Below are 21,721 nucleotides of genomic sequence, written 5' to 3' on the forward strand. Positions count from 1 at the left end.
CCGCAACGATTTGCACCAGTGGCTCAACGCGCTTCAGGTCTAGCCCTGACCGAACGCGCCTCACACTCCGGCCTTGGAAGACGTGGTCTGCATCATCGATTCTTCGAAATTGATGGCGATAATTACTCCGTAACGCGGCAACCGAACATCAATCGCGTTGGCATCCACTTTGATCGAGTTGATCCTGAGTGGCCAGTGCGCACCCGCGCTTCTGTCCCGTAATGCACCCTCCACTTGTAGTAGTGTATTCCACGGATCGGCTGCCATGCTCGCTGAGATCGAGCCACTTTTATGATGGAGGGAGCTCAGCAATGTGCGGTTCGAGATCCTTTTCCTCTGATCGAAGTTCACTCCTGCGCTGCCGCAGAATGATTGCGCAATGATGCGCCAAGACAAACATGCATTTTGATTTCCTGCTGAAAGCGGCCGACGAGGATTCGCCGCAAAGCAATACAGCGACATGGTTGCTCGCACCGGCTCTCATAATCCTGTTGCCCGTCCTGGGATCTTTCACTGCATGGGCGTCTCTGATCGGTTGGTGCTCAGCCGGGATGTGTCCGGCGGGCTCACTGCTGAATCTGCGCGGTTTCCTCCAACCTGCCCCTTTCACCATTGCCGGCGTGGCATTGCTTGCAGTTTGGTACGGCATGGTTGTCCTGCTCGCAACGATCGGTTGGCGATTGGGACTGGGCACAACGCCGACACGGGAGTTCGTCGAGCGAACCACCAGCGTTAACTTCGAGCGGCGCTACTTTTTTCTCATCCTCGCAGTGTCCACGATCGGCGTGGCGTACGCGTACTACCGAATTACCGCGGCGACATCGATTGTCGACGCTTTGACCACCCAGACCGGAAATTCCTTCACGGAGGCACTACCCGACTCGGCCGGTATCGCGACGCTTCGATACGCGACCATCCTGGCGGCACCCATCAGCGTCTACCTCTGGCGAAGAAAGGTGCTCCATCCCGGATTCGCGCTGTGGGCCGTTCTTCTCCTGGTGGTGAACTCCATGGTCGCGTCCCGTCTCTCGCTACTGATGGCGGTCGTGGTGTACGTCGTCTTACAGACCGCGGTACCCCGTAAATCCGCGAGCGCGGACCGCAAATCTCTGCGGCCTTGGCATATCGTCACTGTCGTAGCGATCATGTTCCTGATGCTCACTGCGCTCAACTACGTCCGGAACGGCAACTATTACCGCGATGCGGGAGTCTCGAACCCGGTCGCGATGAACCTCTATCAGTCCGGCGCCTATCTCGCCGTGCCGGCTCAGGTATCCATGGGCGTGTCGGATGCGATCATGCGCGGAACCTTCGACAAGCCAGGGGGTGTCGTCGCCTCCGTGTCGGCCGCGCTGCCCAGCTTTCTGGTTCCGGCGCATGAGGTCAGGGCCAAGGAGTCGCTTGGCGCTGACTCCTATGATTATTCGGTCTCGTTTGCACCGAATTTCACAACTAACTCTGAATTCGCCGACATTTACGCGGATTTCGGAGCTTGGGGGTGGCTTTACACGCTCCTGCTGTTTCCTCTGGCCGGCTACGTTTTCGGTCGGTTCCTGACCTACGGTCCAGTGATCGCCGGGTCGGCAGGAGTTATCGCCTACTGTTTTGCCGAGGTGTGGCGGATTCAGCTGCTTACGCAAGGAATTACCGTTTTCCTGGTTCTCCTGACGCTCCTCTGTGGGTTCGTGGCGGCGCGAGGGCAGTCTCCCGGCAAACTGGAAGACATGGTTTCGAGAGGAAATGTGAAGTCAAGTGACTGACAAGTTTGCGGGGACTACGTATCGACCAGGCAGTGTGGGCAACGAATGGCTCCGTTCTGCGGTGGGCGCAGTTCGGAATCGATGGATCATTCTGCTTGTATGCGCACTGTTCGGGGGGGTCCTGGGAGCGATCTTGACCAGTGTGCAGTCGCCGAGCTACGACTCGTCCGCGGTGATCTACCAAACGCCTCACTTCGGCGACACCGATGGTACAAGTCGTCAGCGCACTGAGGCGTACACGAAGTTGCTGAGCTCCGACTTCCTCATCGAAACCGCTCTGGCAAACACGGGATTGGAGATGTCGAACTCAGCCGTGCGCGAAATGGCGACGGCCAGCGCCAATGTCGGAAGCGCGATCCTGACGGTGACCGTGCGCGCGGAAGATGCTGATACCTCGGCGGAGCTCGCTAATGCTCTTGCACAAGCGCTTCCCGGCGCCGTCGCTGTTCTGGACGGGAGCACACCGGCACCGGATCAGCCAGAAACCGCGGACCAGGACCAGAGCCAGGGCCCAGTGCGATTGTCAGTGATCAGCCCTGCGGTGCCTGACGACGCAGAGGGCGGGCCGCAGTATGTGCGAAACGCCATACTCGGTGTGATCGCAGGGCTGTTGGTGGGTTTGCTCTACGCATATCTGCATAGCCAGGTAAGCCGAAAAGTTCAGGACGAGGCCGCACTCGGCAAGTTTCTGTCCGGGCCCGTGCTGACACGCATTCCTCCGGACAAGGCATTGGAAACCGGTGTTGTCGACTTCTCGAGAGAAAGTCCCGCCGCAGAGGCGTTCCGCCGACTTCGCACCTCGATCGCCGGCCACGAACCCGGCCGAGGCGAATGCCGCACCATCATTGTTTCGAGCGCAGTCGGCGGCGACGGTAAGACAGCGGTCGCTCTGAACCTCGCAATCGCTCTCGCTGAGAGCGGCAATGAGGTCATATTCGTCGATGCCGCAGGAAGTGACGAGGCGGATGAGCGTTCCCGACGCCTTGGTTCTGATCGTGAAAAAACCACACCAACCGGGTTAGTCAACTACCTACGCAGCGATGACGATATAGACCGATTCGTCTCTGCAAGTTGGCATCCGAAGCTCTCGCTCATCCCTGCTGGACGCACCGCACCCGGCAAGTCCGAACTGCTCGGGAGTAGTCGGATGCGCAACGGACTCGCGAACCTTGCTTCCCGCGCGAACTACGTCATCGTCGACACCGCACCGATGGCTGATCGATCTGACGCGCTTGTGCTGGGACGGTGGGCCGACGGTGTCCTGCTGGTGGCGCGATCTGACCATACGAGGTACGCCGAACTGGGCGCTGCTCTCGAACGGTTGTCATTGGCCGAATTGCGAGTCTGCGGCGTTGTACTCAATGACTTTCCGAGGTCCCTGGCACGCAGCGCCCGCAAACGCGGCGCACGATTGTCGGTTGCAAATCTGCTCGCCCACGAGTGCGTCTCCGTCAGAACAAACGTCTGACAGAATTTGATCGGCATCGAATCTCGTCAGCGGCAAGCGACGAAGATGGGCTCTGCCTTTGGCGGGTTGGTGGTCACGGTGCCCACGGTCAGTTCCGGGTTCGTAGGCGTGCCGCCGACACAACTGTCGTTGTAGATCAAGATAGGCAGCCACGACGAGGGCGCTTGCTCCCACACCAAATCCGCAGCAACCACTGTCCCGGACGAGCCTTGGAACACGGCGGATGGTCCGCTGGCTTCGGAACGGAGCGACGGACCCGTCACGTGCACGTTGAGCTGATCGATAGTGAACTGTGCCGAGTTGTCGGCTGAAAACGCCACCACGGACTTCGCCGTCGTGATGGAGACGGTTCCCAGTGAAACATCTTCGGTCCTCTGCAGCCCGACGGCTCCGGTACCTGGACCTATTTCAGTGTCGATCACCGTACAATCACTCAGCAGAATCCCGGTAACAGGCGGGTTTGCAATAGATTCCACGAGCACAGACCAGTGAAGACAGTCGTTAACGGTAACGCTCGTTAGCTCGAGGTCGAACCGGTTGAAAGTGTCGTCAGTCGACCCGTTCGGTCGTGCGAGTACGTGCAGCCCTGTATGAGAGTCCTCAACGGAGAGCCCATTCAGCTGTACGCCGCGTGATGCCACGTAGTGCCACCCGGCACCTGAGTCCGGCGACGCCGAGTCGACCATGACACCCGCGCCGTTCGATACCCTATCGACCACCACAGCAGCTACCGTCGACCGATTGACTCCGGCCAAACGCACTCCGTTTGCTGCACCGCCCGACACGTGAACGCCGGTGACATCGAAGTCGGTGTTCGACCACTCGGTCAGTGCAGGGAAGGAAAAAGTCTCGGAAGCGCTGTCGAACTGGGCCTTTGGAGAGTAATAAGTCACCAGCGCCAGACCGTCGTCACCAGTGTTCGTTGCGGAAAACCTTTCGACGGTTCCGCGTCGGCACGCGTTGAAATGAAGTCCGTCTGCCAGGGTGTTCTCGACGTGAAGTCCGTCAACAGTGATGTCGGAAACGCCCATCATGATCACACCTGCCTGCGGGCTCGACTCGACTCTGCAGGCGCTCAACGTCACCCAACTAGCCGGCCTGCCCGGGCCGGTCCAACCATCGGGGACTGCCGACGAGTCCGATGCGTATCCCACGACTCGGATACCGTCACCCATCGACCGCAGCGCCGGCTGGTTTGCCCACCGCACTGCCACGTTGCGAAGAGATACGCGCTCCAGCGGACCACGCAAAACGATGCCGTGGCTCGTGCCGGCGCCATTGTCGTCCAGATTGTCCATCAGAAGTTCGGCACCGGTGTCGAAGTCGATCGAAACGTCCGAGATCCCCACTACCGAGATCGCCGCGCCGCCTGTTGGATGACGCTGAGCAAAGCGGTACTGGCCGGACGGAAAAAGTAAGACGCCTCCAGACTTCAGTTCGGCGACGGCGTTGCCAATGGCAATCGAGTCATCATGTGCGCCATCACCAACAGCCCCGAAATCGCGGACGTCAAGGATGCCACCGTCATCAACTACGCGCCGAACGGCATTTAATGGTTCCGGCAGAGCGGCAGGGAATGCCAGCGCTGCCGGAAACATCCCGAGAAATTTGCGACGCGACAGCGCCGACGACCAGTTAGCCAATGGGTACCTCGCTCAGGAATGAACATATCTTCTCGGCAGTAGCTGTCGAGAAGATCTCGGACTGGCGCCGCTTGACGTGCAGCTGCCCGCGAGCACTCAACGATGCCCTGGCTGCTACGTCGTCGCAGTACTTTTTCACGAGTTCGGCCAACGCACGGGAATCATACGGATCGAAATACTCTGCGCCATCACCGCATGTTTCCCTCAACACTGCAATGTCGGACGCCAGAACAGCGGTACGGGATGCCATCGCCTCCAGCGGTGGAAGACCGGCGCCTTCGAAAAGTGAAGGCATCACCAACAAGTCCGCCTGAGCTACCAGAGCACGCAGACTGTTGAACGGAAGTCGGCCAGTCAACTGCACACGTTCACCCAGGCTTTCCACAAGCTGATTGATTCGGCCGTCGAGCGTCCTGAGTGACTCATCGCCGCCAGCTATCACCAGTGTGTGCGGGATGGAGTCCGAGATCGTCGCGAATGCATCTAGAAGTACCGGCAAGTTCTTGTGCCGCTTGATATTGCCGACATACAAAATGTAGGGGCGTTGAATTGGCGACGATGCCGACTCGGATTCCGAGAACCACACGCCGTCTACTGGGATCGGCGTCACCAGGACCTCGGAGGAGGGGGCGATGGCAGCCATAGAACGGGCGGTGGCCTGGGACGGAGCGAAAATCGTTTCGGCCCGTCGTGCACTGAGTTTCAGCATCGTCCATGCGTACGCGTTCTTGGCACGATTCTGGTCACTCAGCGTTTTGCCTTCGACGTGGAGGGTGTCATGCACGGTGGAGAAGAATCGGACATCCCGATTAAAGGGAGACACCAGCGCAAAAGGAAAGGGGTAGTGCGGAACCCACAATGCCTGCGGACGGGTTGCCGACAACGCCTGACGCCACACGCGTTGTTCACGCATCGAATACATTCGGGCATCCGCGAGATCCGCGAAAATCACACGGGTTTCTTCGCGGGTGTCAGGTGCCGCGTCTCGATCAGCGAGTATGGCCAGCCTGAATCCACGCTCGTTGAGCACCTGCTCGAGCACAGGAATTTGCGTCCTGATGTAGGTGCCGATACCACTCTGACGAATATGTCGGGCATCGAACAACAGGTCAGCCGACTCGCCATCGCGGCTCGACTGACCTGCACGGGGAGTATCCATACGGGAATTGTTGCAGGTCCGTCAATTCGATGGAGACAACGATGGCCCGTCAGATGTCCGACTTCGACGATGAAATGGTACCTTCGGCACGAACATACTGACCTTGCCGGATCATCGGCAGTTTCAGTTGCATTCCCGGCACCGAAGGCGAATCTGGCTGGATATCAACAATGCTCAATCAGCCGAATCGCCAGATTCAATGAGCACACATCGAAAAACTGTCACACGTCGCGGGAGTCTCGAAGCAAACATGAACGAACCCACATTGGCGATAGTGCACGAGCGATTCACTGAGATCGCGGGCTCTGAACATGTGGTTGAGCAACTGTCCCTGACCTGGCCGCAAGCCGCTGTCCACGTGCCTCTTGCCCGACCTGCAGGCATACCTGCCAGACTGTCATCCCCACCTGTAACGACGTGGGTCGACGGCGCCTACCGGATGCTGGGAAGGTCTTCTTACGCGCCGCTGATGCCACTGCTACCCAGCGCTTTTCGCGGCATGAAACTAGGAGAGGTCGATGCGGTGGTGGTGAGCCATCACGCATTCGCCACACAGGCCGCCTTCGCCACCGACGCCCCGGTTATCGCATATGTACACAGCCCGGCGCGCTGGGCCTGGGATCCCGCCTTTCGCGCGCAAGAATCAGGAGGCGCAGCTGGCGCTGCCGTGCTCGCAGCACTGGCGCGAGTAGCGCGTCGGGGCGAGCTGAAAGCTGTGAGTCGACTCGACCAGGTAGTCGCGAACTCGACCGAGGTTGCCGACAGGATTCAACGCTGGTGGGGTCGGGAAGCCGTGGTGGTGCATCCACCCGTGGACACCCATGGATTCACGCCTGATTTCTCGATCGAGCGGGAGGATTTCTTTCTTCTCGCCGGACGCATGGTGCCTTACAAACGGCCCGACCTTGCAATAACAGCCGCACGGAAGGCACGTAAGCGACTCGTCGTCGTAGGCGATGGCCGATGGATGGACGTCTGTAAGCAGTTGGCTGCCGAGGACACCGTCTTCGTCGGACGAGTCCCCCACGACCAACTACTGGATCTTTACCGGCGGGCGCGAGCCCTGCTGATGCCCGGTGTCGAGGACTTCGGCATCGTCCCGGTCGAGGCAATGGCCACCGGGACCCCCGTGATCGCTTTGGGCGCGGGCGGTGCACTCGACACAGTTATCCCCGGCAAGTCCGGTGTTCTCGTGTCCCCTGGCGACGACACGAAGGTGGTCAGCGGTCTCGCCGAAGCCATGGAGACGTTCGATCCAAACGACTTCGATGCAACGGTCATCCGCGCGTGGGCCGAAGGCTTTTCGCAGAAGGCCTTTAGAGAGAACATGGTTCGAGTGGTCGATGGCGTTCTTGGGAGCAGATGACCTCGCCGCCGGAGCACGAACCGCTTCGCCGCCACCTCCCGGTATACGTCGGCGAGTAGCTGATGCCGACACGCCGCACGAGCGAGAAGATGACGGCTGAACGCGGACAGGAACCGTTGCGCGTGGCCGGGCGATGTGAGCCTTCGCATTGCCCGCTCCCACTGGCAGGTCGGCTGATGGGAAACCCCGGCCCGATTGTTCACATACCTCGACCACAATGCTCCGCCAACGGCGTCATCTCGCGGTGCGCAACCCGGCAACTGCCTAGATTGTCAGTCAACGGCGCCCGCGGCACGTACCACTGCCCCTTTAACAGTTTCCGGAAGAACCGCTTGGCCGCCGTGGCGTTTCGCCTGGACTGCACCGATACATCGAGGACGGTGCCGTGTCTAAAAAACTGGTGTCGGAACCGCATACATCTAGCTGTTGTGGGTATGGACGTTGTTGACGCGGGACTGAAGTAGACGGGCTGGTCCTCAGCGCGAGAATGGGAATTGCGACATAGCCGTTCTCGAGCAAGAAGGACCAGCCCTGTGACACACCGTAATGCCCCATTGACCGTGGAAGGAAGGCGACGCCTGATCGAGCGGTGTCAGAGCCGTCCGATCGCCCATGTCGCCGCCGAAATGGGTATCTCACGACAATGCGCCTCCAAGTGGGTCAACCGGTATCGCCAATACGGTGAACTGGGATTGCAGGACCGATCCAGCACACCACACCATCAACCGGCCGCCACGGCAGCAGGGCTTGTGGCCGAGATCGAAGCGATGCGCCGGACCCGGAAATGGTCGGCGTCACGGATCACGTTCGAGTTGCGCACCGACGGCATCGTCATTGCTCGCCGGACCGTGACGAAAATCCTGCGGAACCTCGGGCTGAATCGTCGCAGGTTCATCGACCCGAACGGCGAGAACAACCGAAAACCACAGGTCATCGTCGCGAAACGACCAGGCCAGATGGTGCACGTCGACGTCAAGAAAGTCGGCCGAATCCCGGACGGTGGTGGTTGGCGTGCCTATGGCCGCGGCTCCGCACAGGCCAAACAATCCCAGCGACGCAAGGCGCGAGCGAAGCAACCCCGGATCGGTTACACGTACCTGCATTCCGCGATCGACGGCAACACCCGCTTGGCGTACACCGAGGCCAGAGACAACGAAACCGCCGCAACGGCCATCGATTTCATGAACAACGCCCGCGTCTTCTTCGCCGCGCATGGCATCACCCGGATCGAGCGGGTGGTCACCGATAACGGATCATGCTATCGGGCAGCAGATTTCACGGCTTCACTGCGAGAGGCGCGGCACTATCGCATTCGGCCGTACACGCCGAAACATAATGGGAAGGTCGAACGGTACAACCGTATCCTCGCCGAAGAACTGCTGTACTCCCGCGAATACACCAGCGAGCAGCAACGGCGCACCGCGATCGAAGTCTGGAACGTTCACTACAATTACCACCGACCGCATTCAACACGCGGAGGACGACCGCCCGCCGCTTACCGCCGGCACCGCGTCACCAACGTCCGTTCCTCATACATCTAGCCCCTCTGGAACTGCTGAGCCACGGAACCTGGCTCGCCTGCTACGGCGCCGGCGTCGACCTACGTTAGCTGCCAAGAATTTCCGAACGCACCCACTTCGTTCTACCGATTTCACTTCAGGATATGTTTCATATCAATGTGTTTCGTCGACTAAAGCCACGACCAGCTGGGCGCCATCCGAGGTTGTACGCTCGCTCACGTCGACACGAGTCGTACTAGTGCGTAATCCGATAAATGATTGAGAAACCCTGTCGAATTGAGGCATTTCGATCACCTCGACAACATTGCCAATGGCGTTCGCGGCGTGCCGCTTCAGATCGCCATCAACAGGACCTGGAACATTCACTTCGGCCAAATCAACTTGAACGATTGCGTTTCCGGAGACGGCCTGTGCCCCTCGGCCACCGTATGCAATCGCCTCGGAAACAGGGCGCAGGGACCACGCGATGCGGCCGGTACCTTGAAACTGATAGACAACCTCCTCACCGACCTCGGACTGGTTGAGATCGATCGACGTCAGTGTCAGCAATGGAGTGTCACCGGGACCGTTCGTGGGCGGGGCGGGAATGGGTTCCCCTGCAATCAACGCTCCTGCTTGCGGCACACCGGCACAACACCCCTGCGAATCCGATGCAGTCGAGGAAGCCGAGGAGATCGGCGGAACTGAAGGCTCACCGCACGACGCCAAAGCAATGACGGCAACGAAACATCCGATGTACTTACCAAGCTTCATACTCGAACGCTATATGAAATTCTCAAACAGATCATCGCCCCAATCCCGTTGGCGCGTCTTCTGTTAACCCTGGCTGTCATCGAGGCACATATTCGACGATACTTGCCCCAAATACAAAACCGGACAGTATGCTTTGCCTAAATCTTCCAAATCACACCGAAGGTGGGAACATGAGAACAGCGATGCGGTACCTCACAATGACGGCCCTAGCTGCCGCCATGACTATCGGATGGAATGCCCCCGCGGCATCAGCTGCCCCAGCCTGTGGCGGAAACACAGTCTGCACGTGGTCGGGCACGAACTACACAGGCTCGTACCGAACATTCAACCCCAATCCGAACGCCTTCTGCGGAACCACCGTGATCTCCGTCAGCTCCGCAGTCAACGGGTCTAGCAAAGCAATGGATTTCTGGTCGGGACCCAACTGCACCGGGGGGCACACAACCGTCTGGCCAGGCGGGGCAAACCCTAACCTAGGGTTCTCCGCACAATCGGTAGGATGGTGCACCGTTTGCCGGTAAATACTGGGGCACAATATATTTGCGTCACCAAGCGCGACCAGAAACAATCCGTCGATGCGACACACAGACCTCGATAACAACCGAGGCGTCAATGGAAATGCAACTACCGAAATCATGTTGTTGCCCTTTGGATTCCGTTGTCGCGAAAGCCGATGAGTGCGCACGATGCAGCGCAGCGTGCTACGGCGCTAACAGCAGGATGCTAACCCATCGCCCACACTCGTCCGGTTTCTCGAGGCCATGCGGTCCACCTACCGTTTCTTCTGCGTCGTTGCGGTGGAAAGGAATCGGCGCACACCTACGCTGTTACTCACCACGAATACTTAGGGAGCGGGCGGCCGCGCTCGACGTTGACCCGACCCCTTGCCAGATCAACGCCGCCGGAAGTGACCCCGGCGATGTCCCCGACCTCTTGTCGGACCGAGGAGACACAGTGGCCGCAGGCATACCGGAGACGGTGACGGTTGAGGTGCTCATGGAGTTCTCATTTCGGATGAGTAGCTGAGAGCGACGGGGTCGGGTCGTGGGCACGCGATCGTGTGCACTCAATTCAGTTGCAGCTCCGGCTTGTACAGATCCAACCAGTTGTAGATGTCGATGGCGCGATCCAAACCGGACCGGGTGGCGGGATCCACCCGCATCGGATCCTGCGCCGTCAGTTGTTGCATCCAGGTCCGGTCGATCAGGTCGACAGTTGTTGCATCCAGGTCCGGTCGATCAGGTCGAACAGCGGCGAATTGGTCTCACAGAGGATCTCCTTCGCGAGCTGCTGCAGGTTCCCCGCGTAGACCGGGTCCTGCGTCAAGGGATACCCGCTCTTCACATGATCGACGACCGATTGTGTGAGCACATGCATTGTGGGAGCACATGTTTTGTGGCGTGGCGCAGCAGGCTTTTCTCGCGACCGTCGAACGTCTTGAGGGAGGACTCTTGCGCGACGATTATCAACGCAGGTGTGAGTGCCTCGGACGCTTTTACCTGCCCTCGCTGCGATGTCCTTGCCTGCGCGCGTGTGAGCACGTCTAAGCAGGAATCGCCCACGCAGGTCGCACTCCTCGCCAAGGAGGGTGTCGGTCGCGGCCGGGCGTACCCCGATTACCGAATTGGCGGCGGATGAACTCGGAAGTCCGACCCGGAATCCGATCAATTCCGCTCGCAAGGACGATGTCTTTTGTGGGACCACACTCGACCGGCTTTTCTCGGTCGGCGAAAGACCTGCACGAGAGAGCGGGATGACTGGCGGACAAGGGTGGGTGTGCTGTCGATCGACGGGAGGATTTACGACCCAGCGGATCCGATCGGGAAGATGTTCATCGGCGCCCCCAGTTAATGGCCGAATTCGAATCAAAGGTTAACCAGAATCAGCTACCGCCCTCTTCGCAACCGCTGAATTCCATGGTGATGTGTCGCCCAAAGCAGAGGCGATCTGCGCGGCACGTGAATGATCGTGCAGACGGCGATTTACATAGCTGACTCCGTGATTATGCCGGAGCGACCACCACGCCGCCGACCCGCCCAACCCGCCGAGACCAATAAAATCACTCGTGCGCAAGAGGCCCAGGGTCCAGTTCACCGTAAGCCCCACTGTCTCATCGGAACCGCATGCCTGGGAGGCGAGATACTCATCGTGCAAGCTCTGCCCAAGGAGCTTACGAACCGGACCGTCTTTACGAGTCAGAGCCGAGTAGAACTTCGCTAGCGCCTGCGCGGACGCATGCAATTTGATCGCGCCGAAAACCGATGTCCGAAATTCTGCACTGTTGATTCGGTCCAACTCGACCAACCCGCGAGGATACTCGAGCACTCGCTCATAAGATGGGCAAACCTCGGGTACAAACTGTTTCGCACCACTGGGGAGCGCATATTCCAACTCCGCTACGCGCGGTAACTCTTCCACCGGGACCCCGAACCATCCATCCATGCCAAGGCCGGTCGAACATCCTCGGCGTAGATCTCGCCCAGCGTACGTCCGGTGGCTGATCGTAGGACACCATCGATCAGTGACCATAGGTGACTGCATGCTCAGCAAGGGTTGAACCAGGCATGCTTTCTGGCTCTGCCTCCGCCAGTAACCGTCGAAGCCCGTAGTCATCAAGTAAGTCCATTTGATCAGCACCGCTCGGGAATCCCGGCAGACCTGCACGATGGGTGAGGATGTCCCGCAACGTAGTGCAGGCCTTTCCCTTAGCTCCATGCTCTGCCCGGTAACGACTCACTGGTTCATCGAGCTCGAGAGCCCCTTGCGTGCCTGCTACCAAAGCGGCAAGTGCGGCAAAGGGCTTGGAGGTTGAATACGTGTGCACCAAGGTGTCGGACCGCCACTGCTGACTACGACCCCGGTTCGCCCAACCGCCAGACAAATTCACCACCTCCCGCCCGTCCGCCCATACCGACACAGCACCTCCCGTCTCAATGCCCTGCTCACACATGGAAACGAAGGTCTGTCGTACCGATTCGTAACCTGCCTCCACAAACCAGACACAGCCATACCAGCCTCCTAGATGCAATACCGGGACGATTCGGGTCTTCGGCGTTACCGCGAATGAATGCACACCGTCGAGTTCGGAGCCTTTCTGAGCTGAGAAATTATGGGTAACAAGTGGATTCGGAGGGAACCTGGAATTGGTCCCACGCGTACAGCCATCCCCGTTTTTCAACGCCTGAACTGACACTCCAACCCAATCGACCACAAATAGTCATGCTTGACACCAGTACCCCCTTACCGCCTAACCTATACCCCTAGGGGGTATGCTTATACTCCCCCAGAAGGGAGTCACATGACTACCCATCCGCAACGCTGACACGCGTCCAGTGCCGTCTTCGGCGGCGGTCGGTTGCGCAGAGCTCCCTACGTCATCGAGCGAGTGCACCTACTAGTCCGGTTCTTTCCGAGGTAGAGCCGAGACCGAAGAAATCTGAAGCGCGCGACCCCGGTGATGGTCAAGCCTCCGGCATCGATTCCCGCGGCCGGCGAATTGATCTCGGTAAGGCGACCGGACGGGAGGTGTGGACTGCTCCTTCCGTCCCGTCGATTCACCTCCTCCGGCCCGAAAGCCGACCGAATGTTATTTAGCCAACCATCAATGACTAGAAGGGAACACCGATGTCCTCTCCAAAACTTCTCATCGCCTACGACGGGTCACCGAACGCGAGGGGCGCAATGCAAACCGCTGCAGGACTTTTCCCCGGCGCTATTGCAGTGTTGCTCTACGCCCGCCAACCGCTGGAAGGCTTCGCCGCCCACCTTGAAGGCCATCCGGCTCTGGAGAAGCTACAGGGCCTCGACGCCGCGGCACTAGACGTTTCGGAAAAAATTGCCACCGATGGCGCGGAACTGGCACGCAGCTTCGGCCTTATCGCGGAGCCCCTGATCTCGTCCACGATGGCCACAGCATCTGAAGCCATTGTGGAGGCCGCTGAGGAACTAGACGTCGATGTGATTATCCTCGGATCCCGCGGCTTGCGGGGCTTCAAGGCGACGCTACTAGGAAGCACGTCTGCGAATGTCCTTCACCATGCCACTCGTCCCACTCTCGTAATCCCCTCGGATGCGGTAGCTTTGGCGCGCCGCAACAATCGGAGAACAGCGGACGCAAAATAGTCACTCCCGAACAGCCGTGTTGCCGGGTCCATCACTGACTTGTGCGTGATGAATCCGGCAACCACCGGCGCGGCATGCAGAACAAACTGACTGGCCGATCTCCCAATCGAGATCGGCCTTCGGGTGGTACCTGCGAGCACGTCCAGCTGCACCCGGGTGAACACGAGAGCGACTGTGGGGACGGTATCGAGTCATGTTGCGCGTCCGATCTGCAGATTGAGCCATTCGGAGATCCACTGGATCGCATTACGGCCCGCGTTGTCGACGACGAGAGAGTTGTAGTTCTGATGCGCTCCCGAGGCCAAGAAGGACGCCGCCTCGAGCCCCTCCCCTACCAAGGAGGCAAGGTCGTTAGCGCCCTGTGAGTTGGCCATGGTGGTCAACTCACCGGCCAGTGCTGGGAGATCCAGATCCTGTGCCTGCGCGGTATCGGTGGACGCGGCCGTCGAGGACTGCTTGCCGAGCAATGTCGGATCAGTCTTCGTAGCTTTACCGGAGAGCATGTTGACCGCGACAGAGGCGAGTTCGAGTCCGACCGGGACAAGACCGGTCATGGTAGCTCCGGCAGCGAGCGGGTCCGGGAGCTGTCCTGGCGGTGGGAGCAGCTTCTCGACTGCGGCCCAAGCGATTTCCTGCACCTGCCCAACGAGGTTTGCGAGCTTGATGATGTCGACACCTCCCAGGATCGACGCGACGAGAGCCGCGACCCGCGAGTAGCCGGACGGATCCGGGATTACCGACAGAATCTGCGAGACCCATTTCAGATCGACGCCGGCGGCCATCTTCACCAACGGGGAGAACTGGTTGTTCAAATCCCCAGCGATCTTGTGGGCACCCTGCGCGTCGAGCGCAGCGACCTTCTGTGGAAGAAGGTTCAGGTTCGCCAGAATCGCAGGCATATCCAGGGATGCGACACCGGTGGCCACGTTAAGAACTTGGTTGACGACCACCGTGGGTTTGAGCAAGGAGAGGACTCCGGAGGCAGATCCGAGGACGTCACTCGGTGTCGTTGCGAGCGGCGCGATCTGGCTGTCGAGGGTGCCAGCAGCAGTCGATAGCGAGGTCAGGTCCGGAGATGCGACCGGCAGCGTCGTGGAGCCCTTGCTGGCCAGTTTGCTAGCGGTGTCGGCGATCGCGGTCACCGTTGAGAGCGCACTGCTGAGATCAGATTGGCCGGCCTTGTCCAGAACCTGGCTGGCATTGTTTTCGGCTGACCCTGCGGGAGCTGCAGCGAGCTGCCCGTTCGCCGCAGGATTGGCGGCACCGGAGCCGAGTAGTTCAGCGAGCGGGCTGATGGTGTTCGCCAGAGTTGTCGCGCGGGAGGCGACCTTCTCGAGGTCGACTGTGCCGTCCGTCTTCGACAGTTCACTGGTCAGATTGCCAGTGGCTTTGGCGAGGCCGGGAAGGTCGGCTTGGGAGAAATCTGACGCCAGCGCGGTGGCCAGGTATGAATTGCCGTCTACCTGGCCATCACGTCCATTACTCGGGGCGTCGGTAAGCACTGAACCCAGCGACCCAAGCAGCGGACTCGATCCCTTCTGGATCGAGCAGTAAAGGTCTTTTGGATCGCAGATCGACGCGACCCGGCCCGACAGCTTCCCCATGCCCTGCGGCCGCGGACCAGCGATCCCCTTTCCTGACGGCTTCGGGCCGATGAGTGCTTCACCGTTCGTCCCGGAACCGGGATCGGCGAGTAACCCGACCGCGAGGACTTGCTCCGCCTTGATGGGGCCGGAGCCATTGCCGATCGCAGTGGCAAGATCACCTGCGATGTCCGCACCCTGGGAATAGCCGGTGATGGTGAACTTGATGCCAGAGCACTTCGTTGCGATCTCGGAGATCACATCCTTCGCCCTCGCTGAACCATCAGATTTGCTGTCTGCGTAGGTTTTTCCGTTGTCGAAGGCTCGGGCCATGTACGGCAGAGTGTAGATCTGTGCCACGCTACCGTGCTTGCCCGCGAGGCTGTCGGCGATCGGTTTGAGCATACCGACCGGGATCGAGGGATCGGCGTCTTCTGAGGTTTCCCAGGTTCCAGGGATGACCAGGTTGAATGTCTTCGAGCATCCGTTCGATTGGGCGGACGCGATGCCCGGAGACATCAAAGCGATGGAGGCTGCGACGACTGTTGCCGTCATCAGCATGCAGACCGGACGGTCGATGGTCAAACCTAGGAACGGCATGAGAACCTTTCTCTACCAGGGGACACGATGTACCTGTCCGCGCGCGGACTGGTCTGAAGCGCCCGATTTCAGGTGAGGGCCGTCATGGTGCTGGACGGATCGACTCCGATCAACGCGCCCTGTGAAGAACTGAGCTGTGCGAGGGCCGGGCGATCCTGTGTCGAGTGCGCATCCACGCCCGAGTCGCCGCTCCTGCGGGCTGAAATGTCCAGTGGGGGCATGTCCGGTGGGCGTTCCCAGCAGCGCTGGGTAAAGATGGAGGGGTGAATGCTCCAGCCGAACTGCCAGCCGACTACGCCCAGCTTCTCGATCATCTCAAGTCGCAAGTTCGGCAAGCGCGAGTGCGCGCCACCCGAATCGTCAACACCGAACTGCTCGGCCTCTATTGGGACATCGGGCACGCAATCGTGCAGCGTCAAGAGGCCGAGGGCTGGGGTTCAAAGGTGATCGACAGGCTCGCCGTCGATCTTCGATCGGCCTTTCCCGACATGCGTGGGTTGTCGCGGACCAATCTGAAGTACATGCGGCAGATGGCGAGCATCTGGGGTCGCGATGCAATTGGCCAACAACCTGTTGGCCAATTGCCGTGGGGTCATGTGACGGTATTGCTCGACAAACTGGATAACCAGTCCGACCGCGACTGGTATGCATCGACCGCTGCTGAACACGGGTGGTCGCGCAATGTGCTGCACAATCAGATCAACAGCGGTTTACGGCGCAGGATCGGTGCGGCACCGTCGAATTTTCAGGACCATCTTCCGGCCGAGGATTCCGATCTCGCTCAACAGTTGGTGCGTGACCCGTACGTCTTCGATTTTCTCGATATCACCGAACGTGTCGCGGAGCGGGAGCTGGAGTCCGCGCTGATGCGTCGGCTGGAGCAGTTCCTCCTCGAACTGGGACACGGGTTCGCTTTTGTCGGACGCCAGTACCATTTCGAGGTCGGTGATCAGGATTTCTATATCGACTTGCTGTTCTTCAACTGGGTGCAAGCGAGGTTCGTTGTCGTCGAGTTGAAGGTAGGCAGGTTCGAGCCGGAGTATGTCGGGAAGCTCGGCTTCTACGTTTCGTGGATCGACGACAACCTCCGTAACAAGGAGATTCATGCACCGACTGTGGGAATCTTGCTCTGCGCGGGCCGCAACGACAACGTCGTCCGGTATTCACTTGCCGGGACAACTGCACCCCTCGCCGTAGCCGACTACACCTATGAGACTCTCCCTTCCCAGGTTCGCGCTCTCGTTCCGACCGACGACGAGATCGCGGCAGCTGTGGAAGCCACCGTCTCCGAACTCGACTCTCAACTGCCTGGCAAACCTGACAACTCCGGCTGAGGGGCGCCATTCGATTCCGAACCTGGCCGACGTATCCACGGGTGTCGAGAGATCGCTATCGGTGTTTCGCACGAGGGTCTCCGAACGGGATCCCCGGCCTGCCCGGCGCGTCGAGGGGCAGGACAGTTCTACGTCCAGTCGATGTGTACGGATTCGATGGAATCGAAGTGGAATCCGAAAGTGTCGCCGTACTGGTCGAAGCCCTTGTTTTCGGGGTAGTCCATCGTGGCGTGACGTTCGAGGATGGCAACCACCCGGGCATGATCGTCGTTGGCCAAAGCCATCGCGAGTTCGCGTGTTTCGTCGAGACTGAAGGGGCTGTCGGAGTTCGCGAAGTCGAGGGTACGCACTCGGTAGTCGTAACCTTCCTCGGAGCCGTTGCGGACGGACACTCCCCCGCGGACTCGGATGGTGGCCTTTTTGGGTTGTCCGTCGGGTCGCAGGACGCCGGCGCGGTCCATGATGTCGCGTGCTTTGACGTTTTTGAGCTTCTTTTTCGCGTCGGCGCGCAGTTCATTGGTTTCGCCGGAGCGGTAGCGAGAGACCGCTGATCGTGAACGGCCGATTTTCTTTGCGACAGCGTCGATTCCGCCGAGGCGTTCGATAGCGGCTCGCCGTTGTGCGCGTTCGGTTACGTCGGGGTGTGGGATTCGTCCTTGTTGGGCCCAGCGGCGCAGTGTTCGGTCAGATGGGGGCTTTCTTCCGGCGTCGATAGCTGCTTGTCGTAGGCCTTCTTTGCCGATTTCGGTACGGATCTGGCGTACGGAGACTTTGCTGGTGAGTCCGGCTAATCCCCCACTTTTGACCGATTTGGATTTTTCGATACCGCTGGTCGCTGCTGTTGAGACGGATACGTTGAGGCCGTCCAAGCCGACGGTCTTTTGTGCGGGTTTGGTAGATCGTGGTTTCGGAAGATGCAAGGCCACTATATGTTTCCTTCATCTTCGTCGGTGAACGCAGCTTTGAGTGCGAGGTTGATCTCGTGGGTGTCGCGGGCGTCGGTCAGCATGACGGTGATGTCCTCGGTGAGCGGGGCGTGCTTTTCGAGAGTCATCTTCCCGAGTGCGTCACTGTCGTCGGCGATGTCGATACCCGGGGGCAGTGGGTAGACCCAAGAATCGGTGACCGTGCGCAGGGGCCAACGCCCGGTTTCGCGTGCAATGCGCATCGCGACGCGGCGACCTCGCCAGCGGCAGTGCGCGATGATCGCTGCCCGCCAGAGCGGTTGGTGATGATGTTGCATTTGTTTGGCGGTCCACATGTCCGGGTTGACCATTCGGCCGATGTAACCCTTGTAGCAGGCGCCGATGAACCGTTTCATTGCTGTGTCGCCTGTGTCGACGGCAACTTTCCGGGCTTCGCGGAGGATCTTGGCCCACTTGTCGAGGGCTCGACCTTGTTCGGGGTAGACCCATGCTTCGGTGATGTCGAGGTCGTCGAGTTCTGCGCCGATTCCGCCATCTGCGATGGACGTTTGCAGTGCGTCGAGGCTGACGGTGGTGATCCAGGTCTGCACAGGTTGGTCGGCGAGCATGTGTGGGTGGGGCAACGGCAGATTGGGTGGGAGTGCCAGCATGTCGCCGGGTGGGAGGGTTACACGCCAGAGTCCGAACGGGGTTTTCGATTGCCGGGCAGCGTCGAGCGCGTTCTCGCCGCGAAGATGTCGGGGTTTTCCGTAGCCGAATTCGAGCATGCCAGCGGAAGCGAGGTATGCCGCTCGTTGGTCTATCGATACCAGTTGTGTTGTGTCGGAGAGTTCTTCGAGGGCAGGGATGCGTGTCCATCCGACTGCAGGTTCGAGATCTCCGCGGGGTTCGCCGTCCAGGGGTGGCACGGGTCCACCGGCAGTGACGACGATTCCTTTACCGCTGCGGGTGCGGTCGCGTTTGATCTTGTCGACGATGGCGGCACCGGTGCGTGCTGGAGTGGGGCCGGGTAGTACGCCGAGGTGTTGTGCGCACCAGGCGAGTCGGCGTCCCAGTTCCTGCGCGGCGAGGAGGTCGTCGTCGGGGAGGTAGGTTCCGGCGGTGGGTGATCCGAGGATCCCCATGTCTCCCACTCGATTGCCCCATCCGAAGTCTTTGTTCCAGTAGGTCCACACGTAGGGTTCGATGAAGATGTCGACCATGGATGTGAAGTTCCCGGTGGTGCGGGAGAGGTGAACGACGTGGCCGGGTTCTCCGCGGAGTTCCCATCCTGCAGTCAGCATGGGGGTCAGTGTGGCATGGAGGATGGCGGTGAGTTCTTCGGCAGCGCGGGTGCGGAGGATTTCCATGTCGTCGACGTCGTCTTCGCTACCTGGGTCGATGATCCATCCGAGCATTTCGCAGGCTTCGATTCCGACGATCCAGATCTGTGCCGGTGCGCCCAGTGGGGTGAGCGTTGCCCATCTGATGAGTTTGTCGAGTTTTTCGATGGAATCTACTGGGCCGGTGAGTGTGTGGCCGGATGGTGTGTAGGTGCCAGCTGCTGTGACAATGACGGCGTGGCCGTCTGCTGACTCGCTGGCGGGAGGTAGCGCGGCGGGTTCGGTTGCGCCCCGTTCGGACGCCGGGGTGGGTTCCGGTTCCACGTCTTTGGAGCGCTCATCCGGAGGGGCGACGATATCGTCGATGGCTGGGATCTCAGCGGCGTCGGAACTCGTTTCGAGAGGAGCGATGTCGTCAACGTCGAACAGTGAAGGCTGGTCTGGCTCGGGAATTTCGTCCGAACGTGTAGCGGATTCTGGTGTTTCGAGCTCGAATAGCGCGAACTGCTCCCCTTTCTTCAGCGCCATGCTGCATCCTTTCCGTTCACTGTCGTCCTCATTCGAGATCGAATGCGGCGCGCACGGCTATGGACAGTGATTCTTCTTGTGCTGGCAGAAGATAACCGATGACGTTGCCGAGTGCACTGACGGGAATGGTGGTGATGTGATCGCAACTGACCACCGCGTCGGCGGATAGTCCGTTCGCGGCACTGACGGACACCTCAGTGGACAGTCCTCGGATCTCGTCGGTGATGGGCGCTACCGTGACGGTCCCGAGGTGTGGACGGACCACCTCTCGGGTGAGTACGAGGACCGGGCGGACTGTGTCGAGGTCGGCTTCGTGAATTGGTCGCATCAGCTCAAGCCGGTTGACTGCGGATTGGCGGCGTGATGAGCGAGAGAACTCAGGTCATGTCCGGATGTGGCGTTCGCGAGAATCTCCGCGTCACGTGCGGCAATCTGACGGCGACGTTCGCGCTCGAGAGCGCGCAACACTACCGAGGCTCGCGAGGTGGCGCGATGTTCCCTGATTTCGTCGTCGAGAAATGCCACGATCTCGTCCGGTAGTCGTACCGCGATCTGCGTGCTCATATGTCCATGGTACCGAAGTGGGATTCACTTTGGTACCGCGATCGTGTGCGAGTTGAGGAACCGATCATTTCAACGGGAGTCAAGGGTCGATGAAGTACTCAGAGGCCCTAATGCGGCACACCTTCCCACGGTCCCGTCGATGGTCACGTCTTCACGTCGGCACGGCGCGGACCACTATTACTGAAATATTCGGCATGAGACAAAGCTCTTCGGGGATTCAACTCTCGATGCCGCCACGTTGTGGCCCCTCTCGACGACGCGACTGCCTCGCTAGCGTCGAGGAATTAGCAGTACACCGTGTACACGGTTGGCGACGCCACCGCGAGGATTGAGTCCGGCCCCCTCCCCCACCCACGATCTCGCCAGCGCGCGGACTACATATCTGAGATCAAATACGCGTTCACCAAGTCGTCAATCCGCGAAGTGAAATCTCCAGGGTCGCCAAGCACCTGTATGACTTGAATCGCGCCGATGAATCCCGCGCACAGATTCTCAGCCAGGCGCTGGGCGGCGGAGGCGGGGAGCTGTCCGTCTGCGATCGCGGTATCGACGACTCGGCTGACGAGTTCCACCCACTTGCGGAATGCGGGTCGGGCGGTATCGAGGCCTGCTTCTGTGGTGAGCCTGAGGCCTGCTCGGGCCAGGTCATCGTCAGCGATAAGCGCCGCCGAACCGTTAAAGAATGCAGCCAACTGCTCGATCGCCGGTATTGCTGATTCGTCGGTTGATTGTCGGGTTTGGCGGAGCGCGGTCAACCAGTGGTTGATGAGTTCTCGCGCGATCGCTTCCTTGGAGTCGAAGTGGAAGTACACCGCTCCTTTCGTGGAGGCAGCCTCCGCGATGATGTCGTTCAACGAGGTGGCGGCATACCCATCGATCGAGAAGGAGCGTGCAGCTGCCTTGAGGATCTTTGCCTTCGTGTCGTGCGCTCGTTGTTGTCGGGGTCGTTGGCCGGACGGAATGATCAGATGGAGTCGGTCGTCTGGGTCAGTCAATGCGGGTTCCTTACCTGCAGTCGGTGGGGACTTCGCGGGCGCCATCCCCTCCATGATGGCGCCTTTCCTGTCCCTCGG

19 protein-coding genes and 1 pseudogene are annotated in these 21,721 nt (G+C 59.8%); 6 read left to right on the top strand and 14 right to left on the bottom strand.

Going from position 1 to position 21,721, the window contains the following annotated elements:
- Window positions 1-60: 60 nt before the first annotated feature.
- Window positions 61-474, bottom strand: a complete 414-nt coding sequence (locus G9U53_RS31530) for a hypothetical protein (protein ID WP_147343801.1) — start codon at window positions 472-474, stop codon at window positions 61-63.
- Window positions 475-620: 146 nt separating this feature from the next.
- Here G9U53_RS31530 and G9U53_RS31535 point away from each other — a divergent pair, with 146 nt between their 5' ends.
- Together G9U53_RS31535 and G9U53_RS31540 are read left to right on the top strand one after the other, a co-directional pair.
- Window positions 621-1,760: a hypothetical protein gene (locus tag G9U53_RS31535; RefSeq protein ID WP_157092582.1), complete on the top strand. Its 1,140-nt coding sequence runs from the start codon at window positions 621-623 to the stop codon at window positions 1,758-1,760.
- On the top strand, window positions 1,753-3,228 hold the full coding sequence (locus G9U53_RS31540) for a polysaccharide biosynthesis tyrosine autokinase (protein WP_083471111.1): 1,476 nt from the start codon (window positions 1,753-1,755) through the stop codon (window positions 3,226-3,228). The genes G9U53_RS31535 and G9U53_RS31540 overlap by 8 nt, the downstream gene beginning before the upstream one ends.
- A gap of 26 nt (window positions 3,229-3,254) precedes the next feature.
- On the opposite strand, the gene G9U53_RS31545 is transcribed toward G9U53_RS31540, so the two are convergent.
- Together G9U53_RS31545 and G9U53_RS31550 are read right to left on the bottom strand one after the other, a co-directional pair.
- Window positions 3,255-4,871 (bottom strand): glycosyl hydrolase family 28-related protein, encoded by a 1,617-nt coding sequence (locus tag G9U53_RS31545; RefSeq protein ID WP_157092583.1) that lies wholly within the window; start codon window positions 4,869-4,871, stop codon window positions 3,255-3,257.
- Entirely contained in the window at window positions 4,864-5,976 is a 1,113-nt protein-coding gene (locus G9U53_RS31550; protein WP_232318957.1) for a glycosyltransferase family 1 protein, read from the bottom strand. Before G9U53_RS31550 ends, G9U53_RS31545 begins: the two co-directional genes overlap by 8 nt.
- 304 nt (window positions 5,977-6,280) lie before the next feature.
- On the opposite strand from G9U53_RS31550, the gene G9U53_RS31555 reads away from it, so the two are divergent.
- On the top strand, window positions 6,281-7,396 hold the full coding sequence (locus tag G9U53_RS31555) for a glycosyltransferase (RefSeq protein WP_054186737.1): 1,116 nt from the start codon (window positions 6,281-6,283) through the stop codon (window positions 7,394-7,396).
- Window positions 7,397-7,595: 199 nt separating this feature from the next.
- Here the strand turns inward: G9U53_RS31555 and G9U53_RS34290 are convergent, their stop codons facing one another.
- Window positions 7,596-7,811, bottom strand: a complete 216-nt coding sequence (locus tag G9U53_RS34290; protein ID WP_332308595.1) for a DDE-type integrase/transposase/recombinase — start codon at window positions 7,809-7,811, stop codon at window positions 7,596-7,598.
- 118 nt (window positions 7,812-7,929) lie between these two features.
- On the opposite strand from G9U53_RS34290, the gene G9U53_RS31560 reads away from it, so the two are divergent.
- Entirely contained in the window at window positions 7,930-8,937 is a 1,008-nt protein-coding gene (locus G9U53_RS31560; RefSeq protein ID WP_054186413.1) for an IS481 family transposase, read from the top strand.
- A gap of 132 nt (window positions 8,938-9,069) precedes the next feature.
- On the opposite strand, the gene G9U53_RS31565 is transcribed toward G9U53_RS31560, so the two are convergent.
- The 4 genes and pseudogenes from G9U53_RS31565 to G9U53_RS31575 form a co-directional block, all read right to left on the bottom strand.
- Window positions 9,070-9,540, bottom strand: coding sequence for a hypothetical protein (locus G9U53_RS31565; protein ID WP_157092596.1), 471 nt, complete (start codon window positions 9,538-9,540; stop codon window positions 9,070-9,072).
- A 996-nt stretch (window positions 9,541-10,536) separates the two neighbouring features.
- Window positions 10,537-10,667, bottom strand: a pseudogene (locus G9U53_RS33755) (cation transporter); the annotation flags it as partial.
- Window positions 10,668-10,735: 68 nt separating this feature from the next.
- A complete protein-coding gene (locus tag G9U53_RS34115) occupies window positions 10,736-10,858 on the bottom strand; it encodes a hypothetical protein (RefSeq protein WP_269747014.1) in 123 nt (40 codons plus the stop codon).
- Between the two features lie 14 nt (window positions 10,859-10,872).
- On the bottom strand, window positions 10,873-11,046 hold the full coding sequence (locus G9U53_RS31575) for a hypothetical protein (RefSeq protein ID WP_198165703.1): 174 nt from the start codon (window positions 11,044-11,046) through the stop codon (window positions 10,873-10,875).
- Between the two features lie 2,247 nt (window positions 11,047-13,293).
- Between G9U53_RS31575 and G9U53_RS31585 the strand changes: the two genes are divergently transcribed.
- On the top strand, window positions 13,294-13,791 hold the full coding sequence (locus G9U53_RS31585; protein WP_054186842.1) for a universal stress protein: 498 nt from the start codon (window positions 13,294-13,296) through the stop codon (window positions 13,789-13,791).
- A gap of 191 nt (window positions 13,792-13,982) precedes the next feature.
- On the opposite strand, the gene G9U53_RS31590 is transcribed toward G9U53_RS31585, so the two are convergent.
- Window positions 13,983-15,974, bottom strand: a complete 1,992-nt coding sequence (locus G9U53_RS31590; protein WP_054186841.1) for a cutinase family protein — start codon at window positions 15,972-15,974, stop codon at window positions 13,983-13,985.
- Window positions 15,975-16,237: 263 nt separating this feature from the next.
- On the opposite strand from G9U53_RS31590, the gene G9U53_RS31595 reads away from it, so the two are divergent.
- Window positions 16,238-17,308 (top strand): PDDEXK nuclease domain-containing protein, encoded by a 1,071-nt coding sequence (locus tag G9U53_RS31595; RefSeq protein ID WP_054186840.1) that lies wholly within the window; start codon window positions 16,238-16,240, stop codon window positions 17,306-17,308.
- Between the two features lie 128 nt (window positions 17,309-17,436).
- Here the strand turns inward: G9U53_RS31595 and G9U53_RS31600 are convergent, their stop codons facing one another.
- From G9U53_RS31600 to G9U53_RS31620, 5 genes are all read right to left on the bottom strand, one after another.
- Entirely contained in the window at window positions 17,437-18,234 is a 798-nt protein-coding gene (locus G9U53_RS31600) for a hypothetical protein (protein ID WP_054186839.1), read from the bottom strand.
- Complete coding sequence (locus G9U53_RS31605) at window positions 18,234-20,084, bottom strand: hypothetical protein (RefSeq protein WP_165639880.1); 1,851 nt, start codon at window positions 20,082-20,084, stop codon at window positions 18,234-18,236. The genes G9U53_RS31600 and G9U53_RS31605 overlap by 1 nt, the downstream gene beginning before the upstream one ends.
- A gap of 28 nt (window positions 20,085-20,112) precedes the next feature.
- The gene (locus G9U53_RS31610) at window positions 20,113-20,412 is read right to left on the bottom strand and encodes a type II toxin-antitoxin system PemK/MazF family toxin (RefSeq protein WP_042445814.1); all 300 of its coding nucleotides are present in this window, start codon (window positions 20,410-20,412) and stop codon (window positions 20,113-20,115) included.
- Window positions 20,412-20,648, bottom strand: a complete 237-nt coding sequence (locus G9U53_RS31615) for a YlcI/YnfO family protein (RefSeq protein ID WP_165639881.1) — start codon at window positions 20,646-20,648, stop codon at window positions 20,412-20,414. Before G9U53_RS31615 ends, G9U53_RS31610 begins: the two co-directional genes overlap by 1 nt.
- 374 nt (window positions 20,649-21,022) lie before the next feature.
- Window positions 21,023-21,643 (bottom strand): TetR/AcrR family transcriptional regulator, encoded by a 621-nt coding sequence (locus tag G9U53_RS31620; RefSeq protein WP_242692854.1) that lies wholly within the window; start codon window positions 21,641-21,643, stop codon window positions 21,023-21,025.
- Window positions 21,644-21,721: the final 78 nt, after the last annotated feature.

It is taken from the genome of Rhodococcus sp. D-46, assembly GCF_011290655.1.
Classification (GTDB): Bacteria; Actinomycetota; Actinomycetes; order Mycobacteriales; family Mycobacteriaceae; genus Rhodococcus_F; species Rhodococcus_F qingshengii.

What these genes read in the sequence shown, in the direction of transcription:
- G9U53_RS31555 (WP_054186737.1), top strand. Translation starts at nt 6,281, where the DNA reads ATGAACGAACCCACATTGGCGATAGTGCACGAGCGATTCACTGAGATC.
- G9U53_RS34290 (WP_332308595.1), bottom strand. Translation starts at nt 7,811, where the DNA reads ATGCGGTTCCGACACCAGTTTTTTAGACACGGCACCGTCCTCGATGTA.
- G9U53_RS34115 (WP_269747014.1), bottom strand. Translation starts at nt 10,858, where the DNA reads ATGCAACAACTGACGGCGCAGGATCCGATGCGGGTGGATCCCGCCACC.
- G9U53_RS31575 (WP_198165703.1), bottom strand. Translation starts at nt 11,046, where the DNA reads ATGCATGTGCTCACACAATCGGTCGTCGATCATGTGAAGAGCGGGTAT.
- G9U53_RS31585 (WP_054186842.1), top strand. Translation starts at nt 13,294, where the DNA reads ATGTCCTCTCCAAAACTTCTCATCGCCTACGACGGGTCACCGAACGCG.
- G9U53_RS31590 (WP_054186841.1), bottom strand. Translation starts at nt 15,974, where the DNA reads ATGCCGTTCCTAGGTTTGACCATCGACCGTCCGGTCTGCATGCTGATG.
- G9U53_RS31605 (WP_165639880.1), bottom strand. Translation starts at nt 20,084, where the DNA reads ATGGCGCTGAAGAAAGGGGAGCAGTTCGCGCTATTCGAGCTCGAAACA.
- G9U53_RS31610 (WP_042445814.1), bottom strand. Translation starts at nt 20,412, where the DNA reads ATGCGACCAATTCACGAAGCCGACCTCGACACAGTCCGCCCGGTCCTC.
- G9U53_RS31615 (WP_165639881.1), bottom strand. Translation starts at nt 20,648, where the DNA reads ATGAGCACGCAGATCGCGGTACGACTACCGGACGAGATCGTGGCATTT.